The following is a 16,311-nucleotide window of genomic DNA, read 5'->3' as shown; positions in this document are numbered from 1 at the left end:
TGGCCTGGTCGGTGGTGGCGTCCGGGGTCGTGGTGTTCGGCGGCGCCGGGAACGGCTCGAGCGCCGAGGCCAACGCCGAGGCGCCCGCGTAGCCATACATCGCCGCCGCGTCCTGAGCCCACATCTCGGCGTACTGCGCCTCGGTGGCCGCGATCGCCGCGGAATTCTGCCCGAAGAAGTTCGTCGCGATCAGCGTCGCCAGGAGGACCCGGTTCGCCGCAATCACCGGCGGCGGCACCGTCATCGCGAACGCCGCCTCATAGGCCGCCGCCGCCGCCCGACCCTGACTCGCGGTGTCCTCGGCCATCGCCGCCATCACCGACAACCACGACACGTACGGCGTCACCGCCTTGAGCATCGACGCCGACGCCGGCCCCACCCACGGACCGCTGCTCAACTCCGTCACCACCGACGAATAAGCACTCGCCGCGGTGCCCACCTCCGCGGCAATCTCGTCCCACGCGGCGGCCGCAGCCATCATCGGCCCCGAACCCGGACCCGCATACATGAGACCGGAATTGATTTCGGGCGGTCTCGCTCCGAAGTCAAACACCGTGTCCTCCTCAGTCAACCGAGACCACTGGCAATCTCGGCGGTCGCATAGGAATCAGTTGTGGCCGTGGTCACGGCTTTGTAAACGACGCCACCCTGCGGCTGTTGAGTCAGGGGGGATGGCGGCCCGGATCATCGCGTCCCGCAACCTCATCGGCCGGTCGCACAGACGCCCGCCGCTCGAGCCCTCGTATCCGCAAATGCGCTGTGCTACCGCGCTTTTCGGACATCCGGTCAGGAACGACATGCACCCTCTGCCTCGGCTGGAACCCCCGTTGTCAGCAACCGAGCGACAGCTCGCCTTCTCGGTAAACTGTCGCTCGGCACTGAGATTAGTTCGTTATGAGGCGAACACCGACCAGCGATGCCAACTGTTCATTCCAGGCCAGCGACTGTTCACTCCCAGTCAGCCAAAGTTCATCCGCGGCAAGGCATTGTTTACCCGCAGTTTGCTTGCGACTCGTTACCCGCGCGCGTCAGTCCTCGTCGAGGACCAATGCCATCTCGGGGCAGGATGCCACGCCCTCGCGGGTCAGCTCCTCGTCACCGGGCCGCACATCGTGGTCTTCCAGGAGGGAGTAGCCCGACTCGTCGATCGGGAACAGGTCTGGGTCGACGGCGTAGCACTGCGCGTGCCCGACACACTTCGACTTCTCCAGACGAACCCTCACGAGGTGCCTCCCTGGGCGGCCCGGCGCCGTAGCCGCCGTGGCAGTTGACGGATCGATACCCAGATTAGTGGGTCGGTAAAGTGTAGAAGATGGTCGCCGACCGGCACCGACGGCCGAAAACCATCGACTAGCTCGGGTCACCGAGCGCGTGTTCCCTTGCCGTGCATGCGATATTGAAGGCCGTGGTGGCCCGACGTTCACGCGCCGTCCCGGGGGGACAGCTCACACAACCGAAGAGAAGACGACCGGAGATATGAGCGCATGAGCGACCAGCCAGGGGCGTTCCACCTGCCGCGGCTTGATTTCGAGAAATTGCCGCTGGCCGAGGACCGGGGTGTGGGCTGGAAGGCGCTGCGTGACGCGGGGCCGGTCGTGTTCATGAACGGCCACTACTACATCACGCGGCGCGAGGACGTGCTGAGCGCGCTGCGTAACCCGAAGGTGTTTTCGTCGACCGTGCTGCAGCCGCCCGGGCACCCATTGCCCGTGCTGCCGTTGGCCTTTGACCCACCGCAACACACCCGCTACCGCAGGGCGCTGCAACCGTTCTTCAGCCCGCACGCCCTGAGCAAGTCGCGCCCGGTGCTGGAGCGGCATGCGGCGGAGATGATCGGGGCGTTCGCCGACCGCGGCGAATGCGAAGTGATGGCGGACTTCGCGCGGCTGTACCCGTTCCAGGTGTTCATGGACCTCTACGGCCTGCCGATGGAGGACCGCGACCGCCTGATCGCCGCCAAGGACGCCGTCATCTCCGACAAGCCCTTCCTGAGCCAGGCCGACATGGAGCAGGGTCGCATGCTCCTGGAGTACCTGGCCACGGTGATTCAGGAGCGCCGGCAAAACCCTGGGTCGGACATGCTGTCGCAGGTCATGGCCAGCGACGGCGAGCTCAGCGACCTGGAACTGCTGGGCATGAGTCACCTGTTGATCCTGGCCGGCCTCGACACCGTGACGGCGGCCATCGGGTTCTCCCTGTATGAATTGGCCCGCCGGCCCGGGCTGCGGCGCGAGTTGCGCGACAACCCAAGGCAGATCCGGGTTTTCATCGAGGAGATCGTTCGCCTGGAACCCTCGGCGCCGGTGGCCCCGCGCATCACGACGCAGTACGTCAACGTCGGCGGAATGACGCTGCCGCCGGGCACCCACGTGCGGCTGTGCATGGCCGCCGTCAACCGGGACGACAGCGACTCGATGTCCACTAACGAGCTGGTGATGGACGGAAAGGTGCACCGGCACTGGGGATTCGGCGGTGGACCGCACCGCTGCCTGGGATCTCACTTGGCGCGCATCGAGCTGACGGTGATCGTGGCCGAATGGCTGCGGCAGCTGCCGGACTTCGAACTGCCCGACGACTACACGCCCGAGATCAAGTTCCCGTCCAAGAGTTTCGCGCTGAAAAGCCTACCGCTGCACTGGAACTGAGCGAGGCTCAGCCCAGTGCAGCGGTAGGGACGCTATTTGCGGATTTCGGTGGCCGCGACCTGGACGAAGATGCCGGTGTCCTCGGCCATCAGCAGGCCTCGGCCGCGGGGCAGCGGACCGCCCTTCATCTTGCCGCGGATGAAGCCCTCGTCGGGGTCGGCGTCCATGACCAGCAGCGGCGCGTTCGCCTGGGCCAGGGCCCGCAGCATCGGGTCGCTGCCCGCCGACGACCAACCACCGAACGTCCGCGTGACGATGACGTGCAGCCCGACGTCCGCGGCCCTGGTGACCCATGGCGCGGCCTTGTGCAGCGGCGAATCGAAACCGGCCGGCAGCTGCTGGATGTCGTCGACGATCACGAAGATCTCCGGGCCGCTCCACCAGTTGCGCGACAGCAGCTCCGTCGCGGACAAGCCGGGCGGGGGTTCGCGGCCGGCCAGCACCGCGGCCAGCTCCCCCATCATCGCCTGCACGCCGTCGAGGTTGTAGGCGAACTTCTCGACGTAGTCCGAGCCCAGCGTGGTCAGCAGCTGGCGACGGGGGTCCACCAACCACACCTGCGCCGACGGCTGTCCTACCGGGGGCGGCGGCGCGCTGCTGGCGCCTGGCGCGTACAGCCGGCCGATCTCCGACATGATCGTCGCCAGCGTGGTGGTGCGCCCACATTCGCGGCGGCCCGTCACCATCAGGTGCGCGTTCTCCGCGAAGTTGAGGTACACGGGCGACAGGTCCAATTCCGAGATGGCCCAGACGATCCCACCGGCACCGACCCCTTGGCGGGCGTCGCCGGCGGCGAGCTCGCGGAGCTGGTCCACGCTGAACGTCGCCGGGAGACGACGCACCGGCGGGGCCTGCCCGCTGGCGAGCCGGCTGACGGCCTCGCCGACGCTGCTCGACTCGAAGTTGTTGTCGGGCGTGCTGCCCAGCGCCGGGCGGGCGATCAGGGTGTGCAGACCGGCCTGCGGGTCGGAGTCCAGGCGCACGTAGTTGACGGCGACCATGCCGCGGCCCGGCTTGACCGGAACCTCCTTGGCGAAGCGGGAACGCACCAGCTTCGCGTCCTCCACCGCGGCCAGCCGCAGCTCCACCCGGGAGCCGAAGCCGCTGCGCACCGGCGGCCGCAGCTCGGATTCGCGGTCGGCGGTGACGATGACGTGCACGCCGAACGACGGGCCCTGGTTGATGATCACGTTCACCTGGTCGATGAGGACCTCGTTCTCCTCGGCCAGGGCGCGGTAGTTGTCGACCACCAGGTAGACGTCGCCGAACCCGTCGTTGGGCACGGGGCCGGGCTCGCCGCCGAACTTGCGGCGCCGGAACACCTCCATCGAGGCGATCCCGTACTCGAGGAACGTGCTCTTGCGCTGGCGCACCAGCGCCAACAGCTCGGCCACTGTGCGGCGCACCCCGTACGGGTCGGTCGGGCCGGCCACCTCACCGACGTGCGGAAGGCGGGCGACGGTCGTCAGCGCGGTGCTGCTGTACGCCAAGCAGTAGAACTGCACCTGCTGGGGGGTGTGGGTCAGCGCCGCCGAACAGATCAGCGTCTGCAGGGCCGTCGTCTTGCCCGACCCACCGGCGCCCAGGATCAGGACGTTGGCGCCCGGCCCGGAGGTGTCCACGGTCCACGGCGGCTGGTCGTGCTTGAACGGGCGGTCGATGATTCCGATGGGGAACACCAGGTTCTGCGCCTTGCCGTAATCCTCCTGCCACGAGTGGCCGAGGAAGCGGTTGACCAGATCGTCGATGGCGACGGGCGTGTTCAGCGGCGGCTGCCAGAGCCGGTACGGCTCGAAGTCGATCTTGCGCAGCTGGTCGATGATCACGGTGCCGACCTTCGGCGTCCGGACCCCTTCGGCGTCGTCCTCCTCGGCCGCCTCGATCGGCAGCGCGTCACCGTTGGTCGGGATGGCCGGCGGGATGTCGGGACCCCCGACGCTCACCTCGAGCGGCGTGAACGAGTTGGTGAACAGCTGCGGGCGCACGTAGTCGATGGTGTGCACCAGCGTCGGCGCCACCTCGCCGTCGTCGGTGATGCCGCGCGGGAAGTAGTCCCGCCACAGGAACTCGGCCTGGAACCGGACGATGTCCTCGAGGCTCCGGCGGAAGTACCCCAGGCCCGCCTTGGCGGGCAGGTTCACGGCGTTGGGCACGCCGGCCGCCTGCGCGGCGCCCGCGGTCCGCGCCTTGAGGACCAGCCGGTAACCCATGTTCTCCATGAGCTTCTCGGCGCGGCTCTCGATGGTCTGCGACGCCATCATCAGGTGGATCCAGTAGGCGCGGCCCTGCCGGCCGATCGAGTCGAGGACGTCGACCGCCGTCGGCATGATGCGGAACCACTCGTAGAACTCGTCGATGACGACCACCAGCATCGGCAACGGCGGCATGTCCTGCCCGCGCGCCCGCATGCGGGACCGCACCGAGTTGTACTCCTTGGCGTCGTCGACGCCGGCGCTGTCGCAGATCGCCTTGCGGCGCGCGATCTCGCCCCACAGGGCGTCCAGGAAGCGCTCCATCAGGGCCTGGTCCTCTTCCAGGTCGGTGATGATGCGCGAGACGTGCGGCACCCCGGCGAACGGCTTGACCGCCGACCCACCCTTGAGGTCGGCCAGCACGAACTGCAGGTCCTGCGGCGGGTGGCTGAGCATCAGCGATTCGATCACCGTCCGCACCAGGGTTGACTTACCCGAACCGGTGGTTCCGGACATGACGCCGTGCGGGCCGTCGCCGCCCTCGTCCAGCGACTTCATGTCGAGGAACAGCAGCTCGCCGTTGTCCGAGCGCACCCCGAACGGCGCCCGCAGCCGCGAGCGGCCCATCGCGTCGGTGCGGGCGCCCCAGAGCGCCTCGAAGTCGATGTTGCCCGGGTCGTCGATGCCGTAGTAGGCCATGATGTCGCGGGCGCCGATGTGCGCGACCCGCTGGCCGATCTCCTCGTAGGCCTCGGCGAGGCGCCACCGCGCCAGCTTCTGCGCGAACTCCTCGGCCTCGACCGCGCTGATGTGGTCGGTGAGCGCGAAGAACCACGGCTTCTCGTCGATGACCATCCAGGTGTCGCGGTCGCGGGGCAGCGCCTCGATGACGCCCGACTTGTCGAAGCGCAGCGTCCGCTCGGGGATGTTGGTCCAGATCGACGAGCCGGTCAGGTCGAAGAACGTGACCCCGTCGACGCCCTCGGAGCTGATCACGTACTCCCACTGCGGGTCGACGGCGTCGGCGATGATGACGGTGTGCGGGGTCGGGGTCTGCGCCGACGAGCTGGCGTGCCGCGGCGTGAAGGAACCGCGGCCGGCGAACAGTTCGGCCTGCTCCGCGGCGAACTCGCGCACGGCGCTGTACACCATGCGGGCGTTGCCGGCGGCGTCCTGGCGCCGCGGGTCGCCGAAGTGCGGCAACCACTTCACCCAGTCCCACTCGTCGAGGTCCGAGCTCACCACGATCATCCGCACGTGGTCGGGCCCGTGGGAGAAGGCCAGTTGGCAGACGATGGACCGCATCAGGCCCAGCACCTGCTCGCGCTCCCCGGCGAGCGCGTACCACGGCTCGACCAGCAGCGAGATCATCTTCGGCAGGTTGTAGACGACGCTCTGGTAGCGACCGAACTCCTGCAGCGCCTTACCGGTCACCGGCTCCAGCTCGATGTCGGTGGGCATGTTCTGGGGCTCACCCCAGGTCACCTCGGGGCGGGTCATGCCGACGCCCACGCGCACGACGCCGAAGTTGAGGTCCTTGCCGTCGGGCTTGCGCTCCCACATCCGCGACGACCCCACCGCCGCGGACAGCGTGGTCGGCGCCGGGTGGAACCACCGGTAGTTGGCGTCCATGCTGTCGGCCGACTCGTGCGCCGTCTCGCGCAGCATGTCCAGCATCAGCATGAACTGGGCCCGCATCGAGTCCAGCTTGGGGCGGCTCATCTGCTGCTGCCCGCCGAACCGGCCGCCGAACATCATCATCGCGACGCCGCCGATCATGAAGATCGGGAAGATGGCGCCGGCGCCGCCGAACACGTGCGAGCCGCTGGCGAACGTCATGCCGACCATGCCGATCAGCAGGCCGACCACCAGGACGCCGACCACCACCAGCCACCAGGGCTTGCCCTCCGGCGGCGGGATGCTCAGCGGTGTCGGGAGGACAATGTTTTCCGGCTTGATGACCGGGGGCTTCTCCGGCGTGGGCCGGGCGAATCCACGTTTCACTTAGGTACCGCCAACTCTGCAGGGGACATATCCATCGGAAGGGTGTCGTGCTCCACCAGCGCATCGGCGCGCGACAAGGTCGGTCCTTGCGGGAGCAGCCGCAGCGCCACCCAGGGCGCCAGGCCGGGTTTGCTCTTCAAGCCGAGCGCCTCGCGCACGTCGCGGGTGTCGTCGACGCCGAAGCGGGCGCCGGCGTCGGTGAGCCACCACAGGGACTCGGTCGTCTTGGCGCCGGGGTCGTTGCCGGTGACGGCCACGAAGTTGGCGTAGTCGGGACCGAAGAACACCTGGTCGGCCTCGCGGCCGGTGGTGTCGGCCTTGACCAGCGACACCACCTTGTTCATGTCCTTCGCGGCGACCGGGATGGTCGCGCCGGAGATCACCTGGACGCGGGCCCGGTTCTCCCCGGAGGTTTTCTGCCACCACCAGCAGGTCGCCGGGTTCTCGCGGATGTCCATCACGTTCAGCGGCGCGTCCGGGTAGGACGACAGGTCCAGCTTGTTGACCACCGGCATCTTGGCCAAGGCGGACGGTTCCACCGTCACCGGCTTGGTGTTGCCGGGGCCGGCGTTCTGCAGGATCTGGGCGACCAGCGGGGGCAGTGTCTGCACACCGTCGGCCAGCACCAGCGAATACTGTTGCGGACCGCTGATCTGCGGGGTGACGATCACGGTGCCGATCGGGCCCGGCGCGTTCGGGAACGACGCGCCGCTGCCCGCGTTCTGGATCTGCGGCACGGTGAGCTCCGGGCCCACCGGCAGCGCGTCGAACAGGGCGCGGCTCATCGGCTTGGCCTGGCCGACCTGCTCGGGGGTCAGGCCGAGGGGCAGCAGCACGGACCGGTTGGTCGCGTCGATGCGCGAGCGGCGTCCCTCGCGGATCACCCACGCGTCCCCGCCGTAATTCAGCACCACCGCGTCGGAGCCGTTGAGCACCTTGCGGTGGTTGCTCAGGTCGGGGTTTCCGTCGATGACGGTGACCGTCGCCGCGGACGGCGTCCCGGCGCCGGCGGTGGCCCCGGCAACCGTGTCGCACACCAGCCACGAGGACGTCCCCGGGCTGGTGGGGTGGAAGCTCGACGGCGCCCCGGGAATCCCCACCAGCGGGCCGCGCGGCAGGGTGGCGATCTGGTTGGACTTGACCAGGTGCGGGTTGTCCGCGCGGCCGGTGATCAGGCGGGCGGAGGCCAGGTTCAGCGCGGGGTACAGCCGGTCACCCACCCGTACGTACAGCGCACCGGAATCCCGGTCGGCGATGATCGGCGAGTCGCCGACCTGGCCGGCCGGGCTGAGGAACGAGTACAGCAGTGCGCCCAGGCAGATCACCAGGGCGGCGGACACCGACGCCACGACCGCCAGGTTCTGCCGACGGCCGGGCTCGACCTCCATGCGCACGCGCCACCGGGTCAGGGCCATCGCGGTACGGCGAGCGAGGAACTGGTAGCCGGTCACCTGGGTGCGCGTCGACAAACCCAGGCCGTAGCCCGACCCGCGCTGCCCGCGACTTTCTTCCGCCACTTAATTCACCATCCGGTCTGCTGATGCGCCTGGATATCTCCATTGCGCGAGATTTCTCCGACAACCGTAAGGCACCGGTAGAGACCTCGCCACGCGGCGACGGAGCGCATTCACTTCTCGTTTGCTTGACGTCAATCCGGCTGCCCGCGCCGCACACGTGGGCGCGAGGCCGCGTGGCGGGCCGAGATCACTCCCGGCCCTTGCCCGTGAGAATGTTTCCTCCCCTTCAGGCATCGTAATGGCGGATCGCCGTCCCGTCCTGTCAAGCGCTCGCATTCGGGAACCCACTCATAGAGAAGTAAGGCGCGGAAGGCGCCGTGCGCGCGTCCGGGTCGCCGATCGGCCGACCCGGGCACCAAGATGTCTGCCATGGATGTCTCCGATGGCCGTCTCCCGTGACGGAGCTCGCGCCCTCACTGGTCGAGTTGGCCGGCAGGTACGGCGTAGCGGCGGAGTATGAGGACTGGACCGGCACCCACCGGCCGGTGCCCGCGGCCACGCTGATCGCCGTGTTGGCGGCGCTGGGCGTGGCGGCCGGCAGCGAACAGGAGCGCAACGCCGCCTTGACCGCGCAACTGCGGGCCTACTGGGGCCGCCCGCTGCCGCCGACCATCGTCGGGCGCACCGGGGAACGGGTCCGGTTCTGGGTGCACGTCACCCACGGCGACGCCGCCGAGGTGTGGCTGGAGCTCGAGGACGGCACCCGCCGCGGCGACGTACAACAGGTCGACAACTTCACGCCGCCGTTCGACCTGGACGGTCGCTGGGTCGGCGAAGCCAGTTTCGTGCTGCCCCACGACCTGCCGCTGGGGTATCACCGGGTGCAGCTGCGTTCGGGCGGGACGCAGAGCAGCGCCGCGCTGATCGTCACGCCCGGCTGGCTCGGGCTGCCCGAACGGATGGGCGCCCGACGGGCGTGGGGGCTGGCCACTCAGCTGTACAGCGTGCGCTCCCGGCAGTCGTGGGGCGTCGGAGACCTGACCGATCTGACCGATCTCGCGGTCTGGTCCGCCGCACGCCACGGCGCGGACTATCTGCTGGTGAACCCGCTGCACGCCGCGGCGCCCACCAAACCCATGGAGCCCTCGCCGTACCTGCCGACGTCGCGGCGCTTCGTCAACCCGATTTATCTTCACGTCGAGGCGATCCCGGAGCTGGCGGACCTACCCAAGCGCAGCCGGGTGCGCCGGTTGCGCGACGACGTCCAGCGGCGCGCCGGCCGCGTCGACACCATTGACCGCGACGGCTGCTGGGCCGCCAAGCGGGTCGCGCTGAAGCTGCTGCACGCGGTGCCGCGCTCGGCGGGCCGCGAGCTGGCCTACGCGGCGTTCCGGGACCGGGAGGGTGCCGCGCTCGACGACTTCGCTGCCTACTGCGCACTGGCCGAGAAGTACGGCGCCGACTGGCACGCCTGGCCCGAGTCGCTGCGGCATCCCGAAGCGCCAGGCGTCGCGAAGTTCGTCGCCAAGCATGCGACCGACGTGGATTTTCACCGGTGGCTGCAGTGGCAACTGGACGAGCAACTCGCGGCCGCGCAGTCGCAGGCGATTCGCGCCGGGATGGCGCTCGGCGTCATGCACGACCTCGCCGTCGGCGTGCACCCCGACGGCGCCGACGCCTGGGCGCTGCAGGACGTGCTGGCGCTGGGCGTCACCGCGGGCGCGCCCCCCGACGAGTTCAACCAGCTGGGCCAGGACTGGTCGCAGCCGCCGTGGCGGCCCGACCGGCTGGAGGCGCAGGAATACCGGCCGTTCCGCGCGTTGATCCGCGCGGCGCTGCGCCACGCCGGCGGCGTGCGGATCGACCACATCATCGGCCTGTTCCGGCTGTGGTGGATCCCGGGCGGCGCGCCGCCCACGCAGGGCACCTACGTCCGCTACGACCACGAGGCGATGATCGGCATCGTCGCCCTGGAGGCCCACCGGGCCGACGCGGTCGTGGTCGGCGAGGACCTCGGCACCGTCGAGCCGTGGGTCCGCGACTACCTGCTGCTGCGCGGATTGCTGGGCACCTCGATTCTGTGGTTCGAGCTGGACCGCGACGACCCGACTGCCGGCGGGACCCCGCTGCGCGCCGAGCGCTGGCGCGAGTACTGCCTGTCCTCGGTGACCACCCACGACCTGCCGCCGACCGCGGGTTACCTGGCGGGCGAGCACGTGCGGCTGCGCGATGCCCTCGGGTTGCTCACCCGCCCGGTCGCCGAGGAGATGGCGGCCGATCGCGCGGAGCTGGCGGCCTGGCTGGCCGAACTGCGCCGCGTGGGGGCGCTGGCGGACGGGGTGAGCGACCCCGAGTCGGTCATCCTGGCGCTCTACCGCTACCTGGGCCGGACCCCCTCGCGGCTGCTGGGGGTGGCGCTGACCGACGCCGTCGGCGACTGCCGCACCCAGAACCAGCCCGGCACCGTCGACGAGTACCCCAACTGGCGGGTCCCGCTCACCGGTCCGGACGGCAGGCCGCTGCTCCTGGAGGAGGTGTTCTCCGATCCCCGGGCCGCGGCGCTGGCGGAGGCGGTGCGCGAGGCGATCACGCCGGCGCCGGCCGGGGCCCCGCCGGCCGGCCTGTAGCTTTCAGGCCATGAAGGTCTCGGTCGTGGCCCCGGTCGCCGACGGCGTCACCGCCGATCCCGAGTGGATGGTGGCCTTCGCCCAGCACCTCGAAGGGTGCGGGTTCGAGTCGATCGTCGCCGTCGAGCACACCGTGCTGGTCACCCGCTACGAGAGCGTGTACCCGTACGACAGTTCCGGACGCGTGGGGCTGGCACCCGACTGCCCCATCCCGGATCCGCTCGACCTGCTGGCGTTTCTGGCCGCCCACACCCGCACGCTCGGGCTGGCCACCGGAGTGCTGGTGCTGCCCAATCACCACCCGGTGCCGCTGGCCAAGCGGGTCGCTACCGTCGACGCGCTCTCGGGCGGGCGGTTGCGCCTGTGCGTCGGTGTCGGTTGGCTCAAGGAGGAGCTGGCCGCCTGTGGCGTGGACTTCGCCAGCCGGGGCCGGCGCGCCGACGAACAGCTGGCGGTGCTACGGGCGCTGTGGGCCGACCGGCCGCAAGGTGTCTCGTTTCGCGGCGAGTTCTTCAGGTTCGACGACGTCACGTGCTCTCCGAAACCGGTTGCCCGCGAGCGGCTCCCGATCCACATCGGTGGGCACAGCCCGGCGGCCGCGCGCCGCGCGGGGCGCCTCGGCGACGGGTTCCAGCCCCTCGGGGTCGCCGGCGCGGAGCTCGCGTCGCTGATCGCGCTGATGCGCGACGAGGCGGCCGCGGCCGGACGCGACCCCGAGGCGCTGGAGGTGTCGCTGGGGCACCTGGTCACCAAGATCGACGCCGAGCGGGCGGCCGCGCTGTTCGACCAGGGCGCCGACCGCCTGGTCCTGGCGATGCCGCCGGCCGCCGAGATCGAGCGGGCCAAGGACATGGTGTCGGCGTGTGCCCAGCGGTTGTCGCTGGGATCGTCGTGACTCCGCCCGCCCTGCCATGACGCTGGCCGCCGAGGACCGGGTGGCGCTGCACGACCTCGTGCACCGCTACGCGGCCAATGTCGACGATCGCCAATTCGAGTCCGTGGCCGCCCTTTTCACGGCGACGGCCGAGCTGACGGTGCCGGACCCGCCGGCGCATCTGACGCCGATCAGGTCGCATCGCGGCCGCGACGCGATCACCGCGGCCGTGTCGGCGGTGGCGGCGGTCACCCGCACCGAGCACGCGATCGTCGGGGAGGTGTACGACGCCGCCGCTCGTCCGGGCGCCGCGCGGGGCCGCGTGGCGTGCGTCGCGCATCACTGGAGTCAGCGCGGCGACGAAATCACCGACGTGGTGTGGCACCTGCGCTACGACGACCGGTACGAGCGCACCGACGGCGGTTGGCGAATCGCGAGGCGCGCGTTGACCATTCACGCCATCGAGACCCGGCCGGCGCGCCGGCTGCTGCCACCCGGTTAGCGCGGAGCCGGCCCGCGTCCACTGTGCGAAGTCGTTTGTTCGGGCGAGCGGACGGGTAGGCCCTCAGAGACGCACGAAACAGAAGTGACAGCAGAGGAGAAGCCGATGAGGCCACATCCTGTCGACAGGGGCCGGAACGCCGGGCGGTCGACCGACGAGTCGACGCACGACGCGCAGCGCAGCGCCGGGTTGACGCCCGGCTTGATCGTCGTGGCAGGCGCGCTACTGGCGTTCGTGGTGTGCGTAGCGACCTTCGCCCTGGGCCAACCCGGCGCGGGCGTGGCCGCCGCCATCGTCGCGATGCTGGCCTTCGGGGCCGGCTTGTCGTGGCTTTCCATGGACCGCCGCCGCGACCGCGACGCCGAGCGGGCGTGGCTACCCGCCCATCCCGCCCGCTGACTACTGCGGCGCGGACTGCAGCGTCGCGAGATTGTTCACCGACTTCTGCACGTCCGAGCGCAACACCTTGGCCACCAGACCGCCGATCGGCCCGCTGAGGAGGCCTCCCCGGAGGTCGGCCGTCAGGTGAAAGGTGGTGCCAGGCTTGTTGTCGGTGACGTCCATCGCCACCCCCAGCTTGATCCCCCCGCGGCCCCGGCCCTGCAGCTCAATCGCTTTCGGCTCGTCGTAGCGGGTCACCGTCCAGTGGATGACGTTGCGGAATCCCTTGACCTTGACGCACGACGAGACGGCGGTGCCCTCCTCGATCGTGGACGGTACGGGCCCGCGCCAGCCGGCGAATATCGTCATCCACTCGTCGAATCGGCCCAGGTCGGAGGCCAACTTCCACGCCGCCTCCGGCGTCACCTCCGACGACACCGAAACATCTACTCGTGCCAAAGTCGTGCCCGCCCCTTCTCCACCAGTGCTGCTCGAACGAACCGTGGGGATACCCGGACGAAGCCGCGGCTATGCGTGTGACGCCGGTGACCCGCGACGCTCAGGGCCACGCTTCCTGCAGTTGCTGGGCCACGTCGATGATCTGCGCGGCCTGCGACTGCGGCGCGTCGATCTCGGCGGCGACGTACTGGGCGATGAACCGGCGGATCTCGCCGTCGACGCCCGCGAGGATCCGTAGCACCTCGCCGCGGAAGGATTTCGACGACACGTTGACGGTGATGTCGGAGGGGCGCGGCTTCGCCACGTCGACGATGAGCAGCAGCGGTTCGGCGGCTCGGGCGGTGGCGCGCAGGGCGATGTCCCCGGAGACGACGAAGCGCTGCTTGTCGAGCCTGAGGTCCAGCAACAGGTCGATCGACAACGGGATGTGGATGAGGAAGGTGATGGTGTCACCCAGCCGCCGGGTGACCTGCGGTTCCTGGATCTTGACGTTCGCGCTGACCTTGGCGATGCCGCCCGGCCCCTGCGCGATCGGTTCCATGGCGAATTCGTTGCCGGCGATGTCGGCAAAGGCGGCCGCGACACGCTCCGGAGTGACGGCGACCTCGAAAAAGCGGCGCCCGAACTCCTCGTAGCTGACATAGTCGTGATTCGTCATAGGCTTACACCGTCTCACGTCGCCTGTCGGATCGGTCGCTGATCTGCCCGCGTCGCAGGAAATGACCGCGTGATGTGCCCGGCGCCGGCGCCGCTGTGAACCACGCCACAAGCGTGGGTCTTCGATTCGATGTACCCGGCCCCGTTTTGGGAGGCTTGCCGGTGGAGGTGTCGAGATCTGATGAGCGCCCAGGAAACTACTGTGCGGCGCCGGGCCGCAACCCCGGCGGCGGTGCTGGGCTGGCTCGGCGGCGGGCCTGAGGCCGAGCCGGGTGGTCACCGGGAGCGCTCCGCGCACGCCGTCGCGGGTGCCGTCGTCCTGCTCGGTGCGGTGTGGGCAGGCGTGGTGGCCGGGCTGGTGGGAGCCACCGCCCTGGCCGGGACGGCCGGGTGGTCGGTCCCGGCTATCGCCGTGCTCGCCGGGCTGCTGGTGGGAGCGGTCGCCCGCGGCACCCTGGTCGGGGGCCACCGGAGCCGGACGACCACCGCGCCCCGCGCGGCCGCGGCCGCGGCGCTCGGCGTCGTCGTGGGCGAATTCGCCTTGCTCGCGCTGCTTTCCGGCGCCATCGATCGCCGGATCGACGAACGGGCCGCGCGCGAGGGCGACGCCACGCCCGCGGTCATGCAGGCCGCGGCGGCGCTGCAACGCGATCGGGATGCCCGCCGCGCGCTCGACGCGGACGTCGACGCGGCACGTGAGCGCCAAGACCAGGCGCTGGTGACCGCCCGTTGCGAATACCACCCGTCGCCGTCGTGCCCGCAGACCCGGATCACCGGGATCCCCGGAGCGGGCCCCGAGACGCGCACCGCCAACGACTTGTTGGCCGACGCCCAGCGGCAACTCGACGCCGCGCTCACCGCGCGGGACGCCCGCGCACCGCAGCTGGACGCCGAGCTCGCTCGCGCGCAGCGAGAGCTGGACGAAGCGCGTCGGCGGGCCGTCGCGAAGCCGGGACTCGGCGCGCGCTGGCTCGCCCTGAACGACGTGACGCTGGCCGGCCCGGGTCCGTTGACCTTACGCGTCGCCGTCGACGCAAGCTGCGTCCTGCTCTACGCCTTGCCGATGATCGTGGCCTCGTGGCGGGGCGAGACCACCCGGGAACGCCGCGCGACCGCCCTGCTGCGGCGCGACCGCGCCGAACTCGAGGCCGATACCGCGATCGCGATCAAGCGGGCCGAGGTTCGCCGCGAAGCCGAAATACTGTGGGCCGAGCATCAACTCACCCAGGCCCGGCTCGCCATCGAGGCCCAGCTCGAAATCGACCGCGAACACCAGCGGCGCCGGGTGGCCGATGCGCTGGAGCCGCGGGCGTCGGCGCAGCGGATCGTCGAGCCCACCGACGACGACGTCTACCTGCCGATCGCCGCCGCAGCGGAGGCCGCGAGCCGGGCGGTCGCCCCGCCGCCGGCGGAACCGGCTCCGGTCACCATGGATGCGCCCCTGCCGGCGCCGCAGCACCTACCGGCGGTGCCGTCACCGGCGAACGAGGTCGAGCAGCACACGCCACGCGTGACACCGCTGATCCCGTCGATCCCCGACGTGACCAAGGTGGCGGCGCGGTGGCTGCGCCCGCTGGTCCCGCCGCTGGTGACGCGGGTCGTCGACAGCACGACGCACCCGTGGCGCACCGCCCGGCACGTGGTCGAGGACGTCCTCGAGGAGACCGAGGAGATCACGTTCGCGCTCAGACGGACCCGCAAGGTCCGGGTCAGTTCCGACCTGACGTCCTCCGACGCCGCTCACCCGCCGGCCGGCGAGGCGCCCGCCGACGCACCACCGACCACGCCTACCCGGGTCGCGAGCGCACGCGCAGGTGGGCCCTCGCTGCGTGGCCGGGCAGGCGGCAATGCCGCCCTGGAATCGGACGACCGTCGTGCCGTGTCGCGGCGACCGGGACCGCCGGAGATCGAACCGCCCGGCGACCCAAGGGCGCCAAGGTCATTGCCGCCCGCGGACTAGCGGCATTTCCTACCGGAAAGGGCATTCCCTACCGGAAAAGGCTGATGGCGTAGCCGGTGTTCGGCCGAGAGGCCGCCCGCTGCCGGCGCCGGCACAGGACTCCCCTGGCGCGGGTCGGCCACTGCACGACCAGCCCGAACACCCGGGCGGGCGGCCGGGGCGGCGCGGCGCAGGACGCGAGCGGAGGGAAGTTGGTGACGGCCGGGTTACCCCTCGAAAGCTCGGCCGTCCCAACGTCTCGGTGGCCGCTCAGCAAGTCAGAGCGACCGGCTCGAACAGCGGCCCCCACTCGTGCCGCGCCGCGGACTGCGCATCGACGAAACTGGGGGTCTTCTCGCCGTCACCGGCGAGGTGCACCAGCGCCCACGCCATCGCGAACACCGGCACCTTGTGCCGAACCGCCGCGCTGTGCAATTCCTCCATGGCGGCGTCCGACGGGCACCGCCGCAGGCCGATCAGGATTCCCCGCGCCGTGTCGAGGATGCGCCCCGAGTGTGGGCCACATGAGGTCTGGGCTGGCACCCACGTCGTCGTCATGATTTGTCGTACCTCC

The 16,311-nt window shown here is 70.4% G+C and carries 13 protein-coding genes; 6 read left to right on the top strand and 7 right to left on the bottom strand.

All coding sequences use genetic code 11. The annotated features are described in order from the left end of the window. Together A5700_RS05060 and A5700_RS05055 are read right to left on the bottom strand one after the other, a co-directional pair. A partial coding sequence (locus A5700_RS05060) for a PPE family protein (protein ID WP_156671081.1) occupies positions 1-553 on the bottom strand: 553 nt, incomplete at its 3' end. Positions 554-1,028: 475 nt separating this feature from the next. Next, positions 1,029-1,223, bottom strand: coding sequence for a ferredoxin (locus A5700_RS05055; protein WP_068075418.1), 195 nt, complete (start codon positions 1,221-1,223; stop codon positions 1,029-1,031). A gap of 261 nt (positions 1,224-1,484) precedes the next feature. On the opposite strand from A5700_RS05055, the gene A5700_RS05050 reads away from it, so the two are divergent. Then, positions 1,485-2,645, top strand: a complete 1,161-nt coding sequence (locus A5700_RS05050) for a cytochrome P450 (RefSeq protein WP_068075421.1) — start codon at positions 1,485-1,487, stop codon at positions 2,643-2,645. Between the two features lie 32 nt (positions 2,646-2,677). Here A5700_RS05050 and eccCa read toward each other — a convergent pair whose 3' ends face one another. Both eccCa and eccB read right to left on the bottom strand, forming a co-directional pair. After that, positions 2,678-6,841 carry a type VII secretion protein EccCa gene (gene eccCa, locus A5700_RS05045; protein WP_068075423.1) on the bottom strand — a complete coding sequence of 1,388 codons (4,164 nt, stop codon included), beginning with the start codon at positions 6,839-6,841 and terminating at the stop codon, positions 2,678-2,680. Next, positions 6,838-8,358: a type VII secretion protein EccB gene (eccB, locus tag A5700_RS05040; RefSeq protein WP_068075425.1), complete on the bottom strand. Its 1,521-nt coding sequence runs from the start codon at positions 8,356-8,358 to the stop codon at positions 6,838-6,840. The genes eccCa and eccB overlap by 4 nt, the downstream gene beginning before the upstream one ends. A 395-nt stretch (positions 8,359-8,753) precedes the next feature. On the opposite strand from eccB, the gene malQ reads away from it, so the two are divergent. The 4 genes from malQ to A5700_RS05020 all read left to right on the top strand — a co-directional run bounded on the left by malQ (position 8,754) and on the right by A5700_RS05020 (position 12,700). Continuing rightward, a complete protein-coding gene (gene malQ, locus A5700_RS05035) occupies positions 8,754-10,925 on the top strand; it encodes a 4-alpha-glucanotransferase (protein ID WP_068075427.1) in 2,172 nt (723 codons plus the stop codon). Positions 10,926-10,935: 10 nt separating this feature from the next. Then, entirely contained in the window at positions 10,936-11,820 is an 885-nt protein-coding gene (locus tag A5700_RS05030) for an LLM class F420-dependent oxidoreductase (protein ID WP_068204491.1), read from the top strand. Between the two features lie 16 nt (positions 11,821-11,836). Beyond that, positions 11,837-12,301 carry a nuclear transport factor 2 family protein gene (locus A5700_RS05025; RefSeq protein ID WP_068075433.1) on the top strand — a complete coding sequence of 155 codons (465 nt, stop codon included), beginning with the start codon at positions 11,837-11,839 and terminating at the stop codon, positions 12,299-12,301. Between the two features lie 105 nt (positions 12,302-12,406). Beyond that, positions 12,407-12,700, top strand: a complete 294-nt coding sequence (locus A5700_RS05020; protein ID WP_068075435.1) for a hypothetical protein — start codon at positions 12,407-12,409, stop codon at positions 12,698-12,700. Here the strand turns inward: A5700_RS05020 and A5700_RS05015 are convergent, their stop codons facing one another. Together A5700_RS05015 and A5700_RS05010 are read right to left on the bottom strand one after the other, a co-directional pair. Further along, complete coding sequence (locus tag A5700_RS05015) at positions 12,701-13,141, bottom strand: SRPBCC family protein (protein WP_082959598.1); 441 nt, start codon at positions 13,139-13,141, stop codon at positions 12,701-12,703. A 100-nt stretch (positions 13,142-13,241) separates the two neighbouring features. Continuing rightward, complete coding sequence (locus A5700_RS05010) at positions 13,242-13,799, bottom strand: hypothetical protein (protein WP_068075438.1); 558 nt, start codon at positions 13,797-13,799, stop codon at positions 13,242-13,244. 180 nt (positions 13,800-13,979) lie between these two features. On the opposite strand from A5700_RS05010, the gene A5700_RS05005 reads away from it, so the two are divergent. After that, the gene (locus tag A5700_RS05005; protein WP_068204490.1) at positions 13,980-15,758 is read left to right on the top strand and encodes a DUF4407 domain-containing protein; all 1,779 of its coding nucleotides are present in this window, start codon (positions 13,980-13,982) and stop codon (positions 15,756-15,758) included. Between the two features lie 249 nt (positions 15,759-16,007). Here the strand turns inward: A5700_RS05005 and A5700_RS05000 are convergent, their stop codons facing one another. Next, on the bottom strand, positions 16,008-16,295 hold the full coding sequence (locus tag A5700_RS05000) for an ANTAR domain-containing protein (protein ID WP_068075445.1): 288 nt from the start codon (positions 16,293-16,295) through the stop codon (positions 16,008-16,010). Between the last annotated feature and the right edge of the window lie 16 nt (positions 16,296-16,311).

Source organism: Mycobacterium sp. E1214 (assembly GCF_001666755.1).
In the GTDB taxonomy this organism is placed as follows: domain Bacteria; phylum Actinomycetota; class Actinomycetes; order Mycobacteriales; family Mycobacteriaceae; genus Mycobacterium.
The sequence above is the reverse complement of the archived record's forward strand: the minus strand, read 5'-3'. Positions and strand labels throughout refer to the sequence as shown.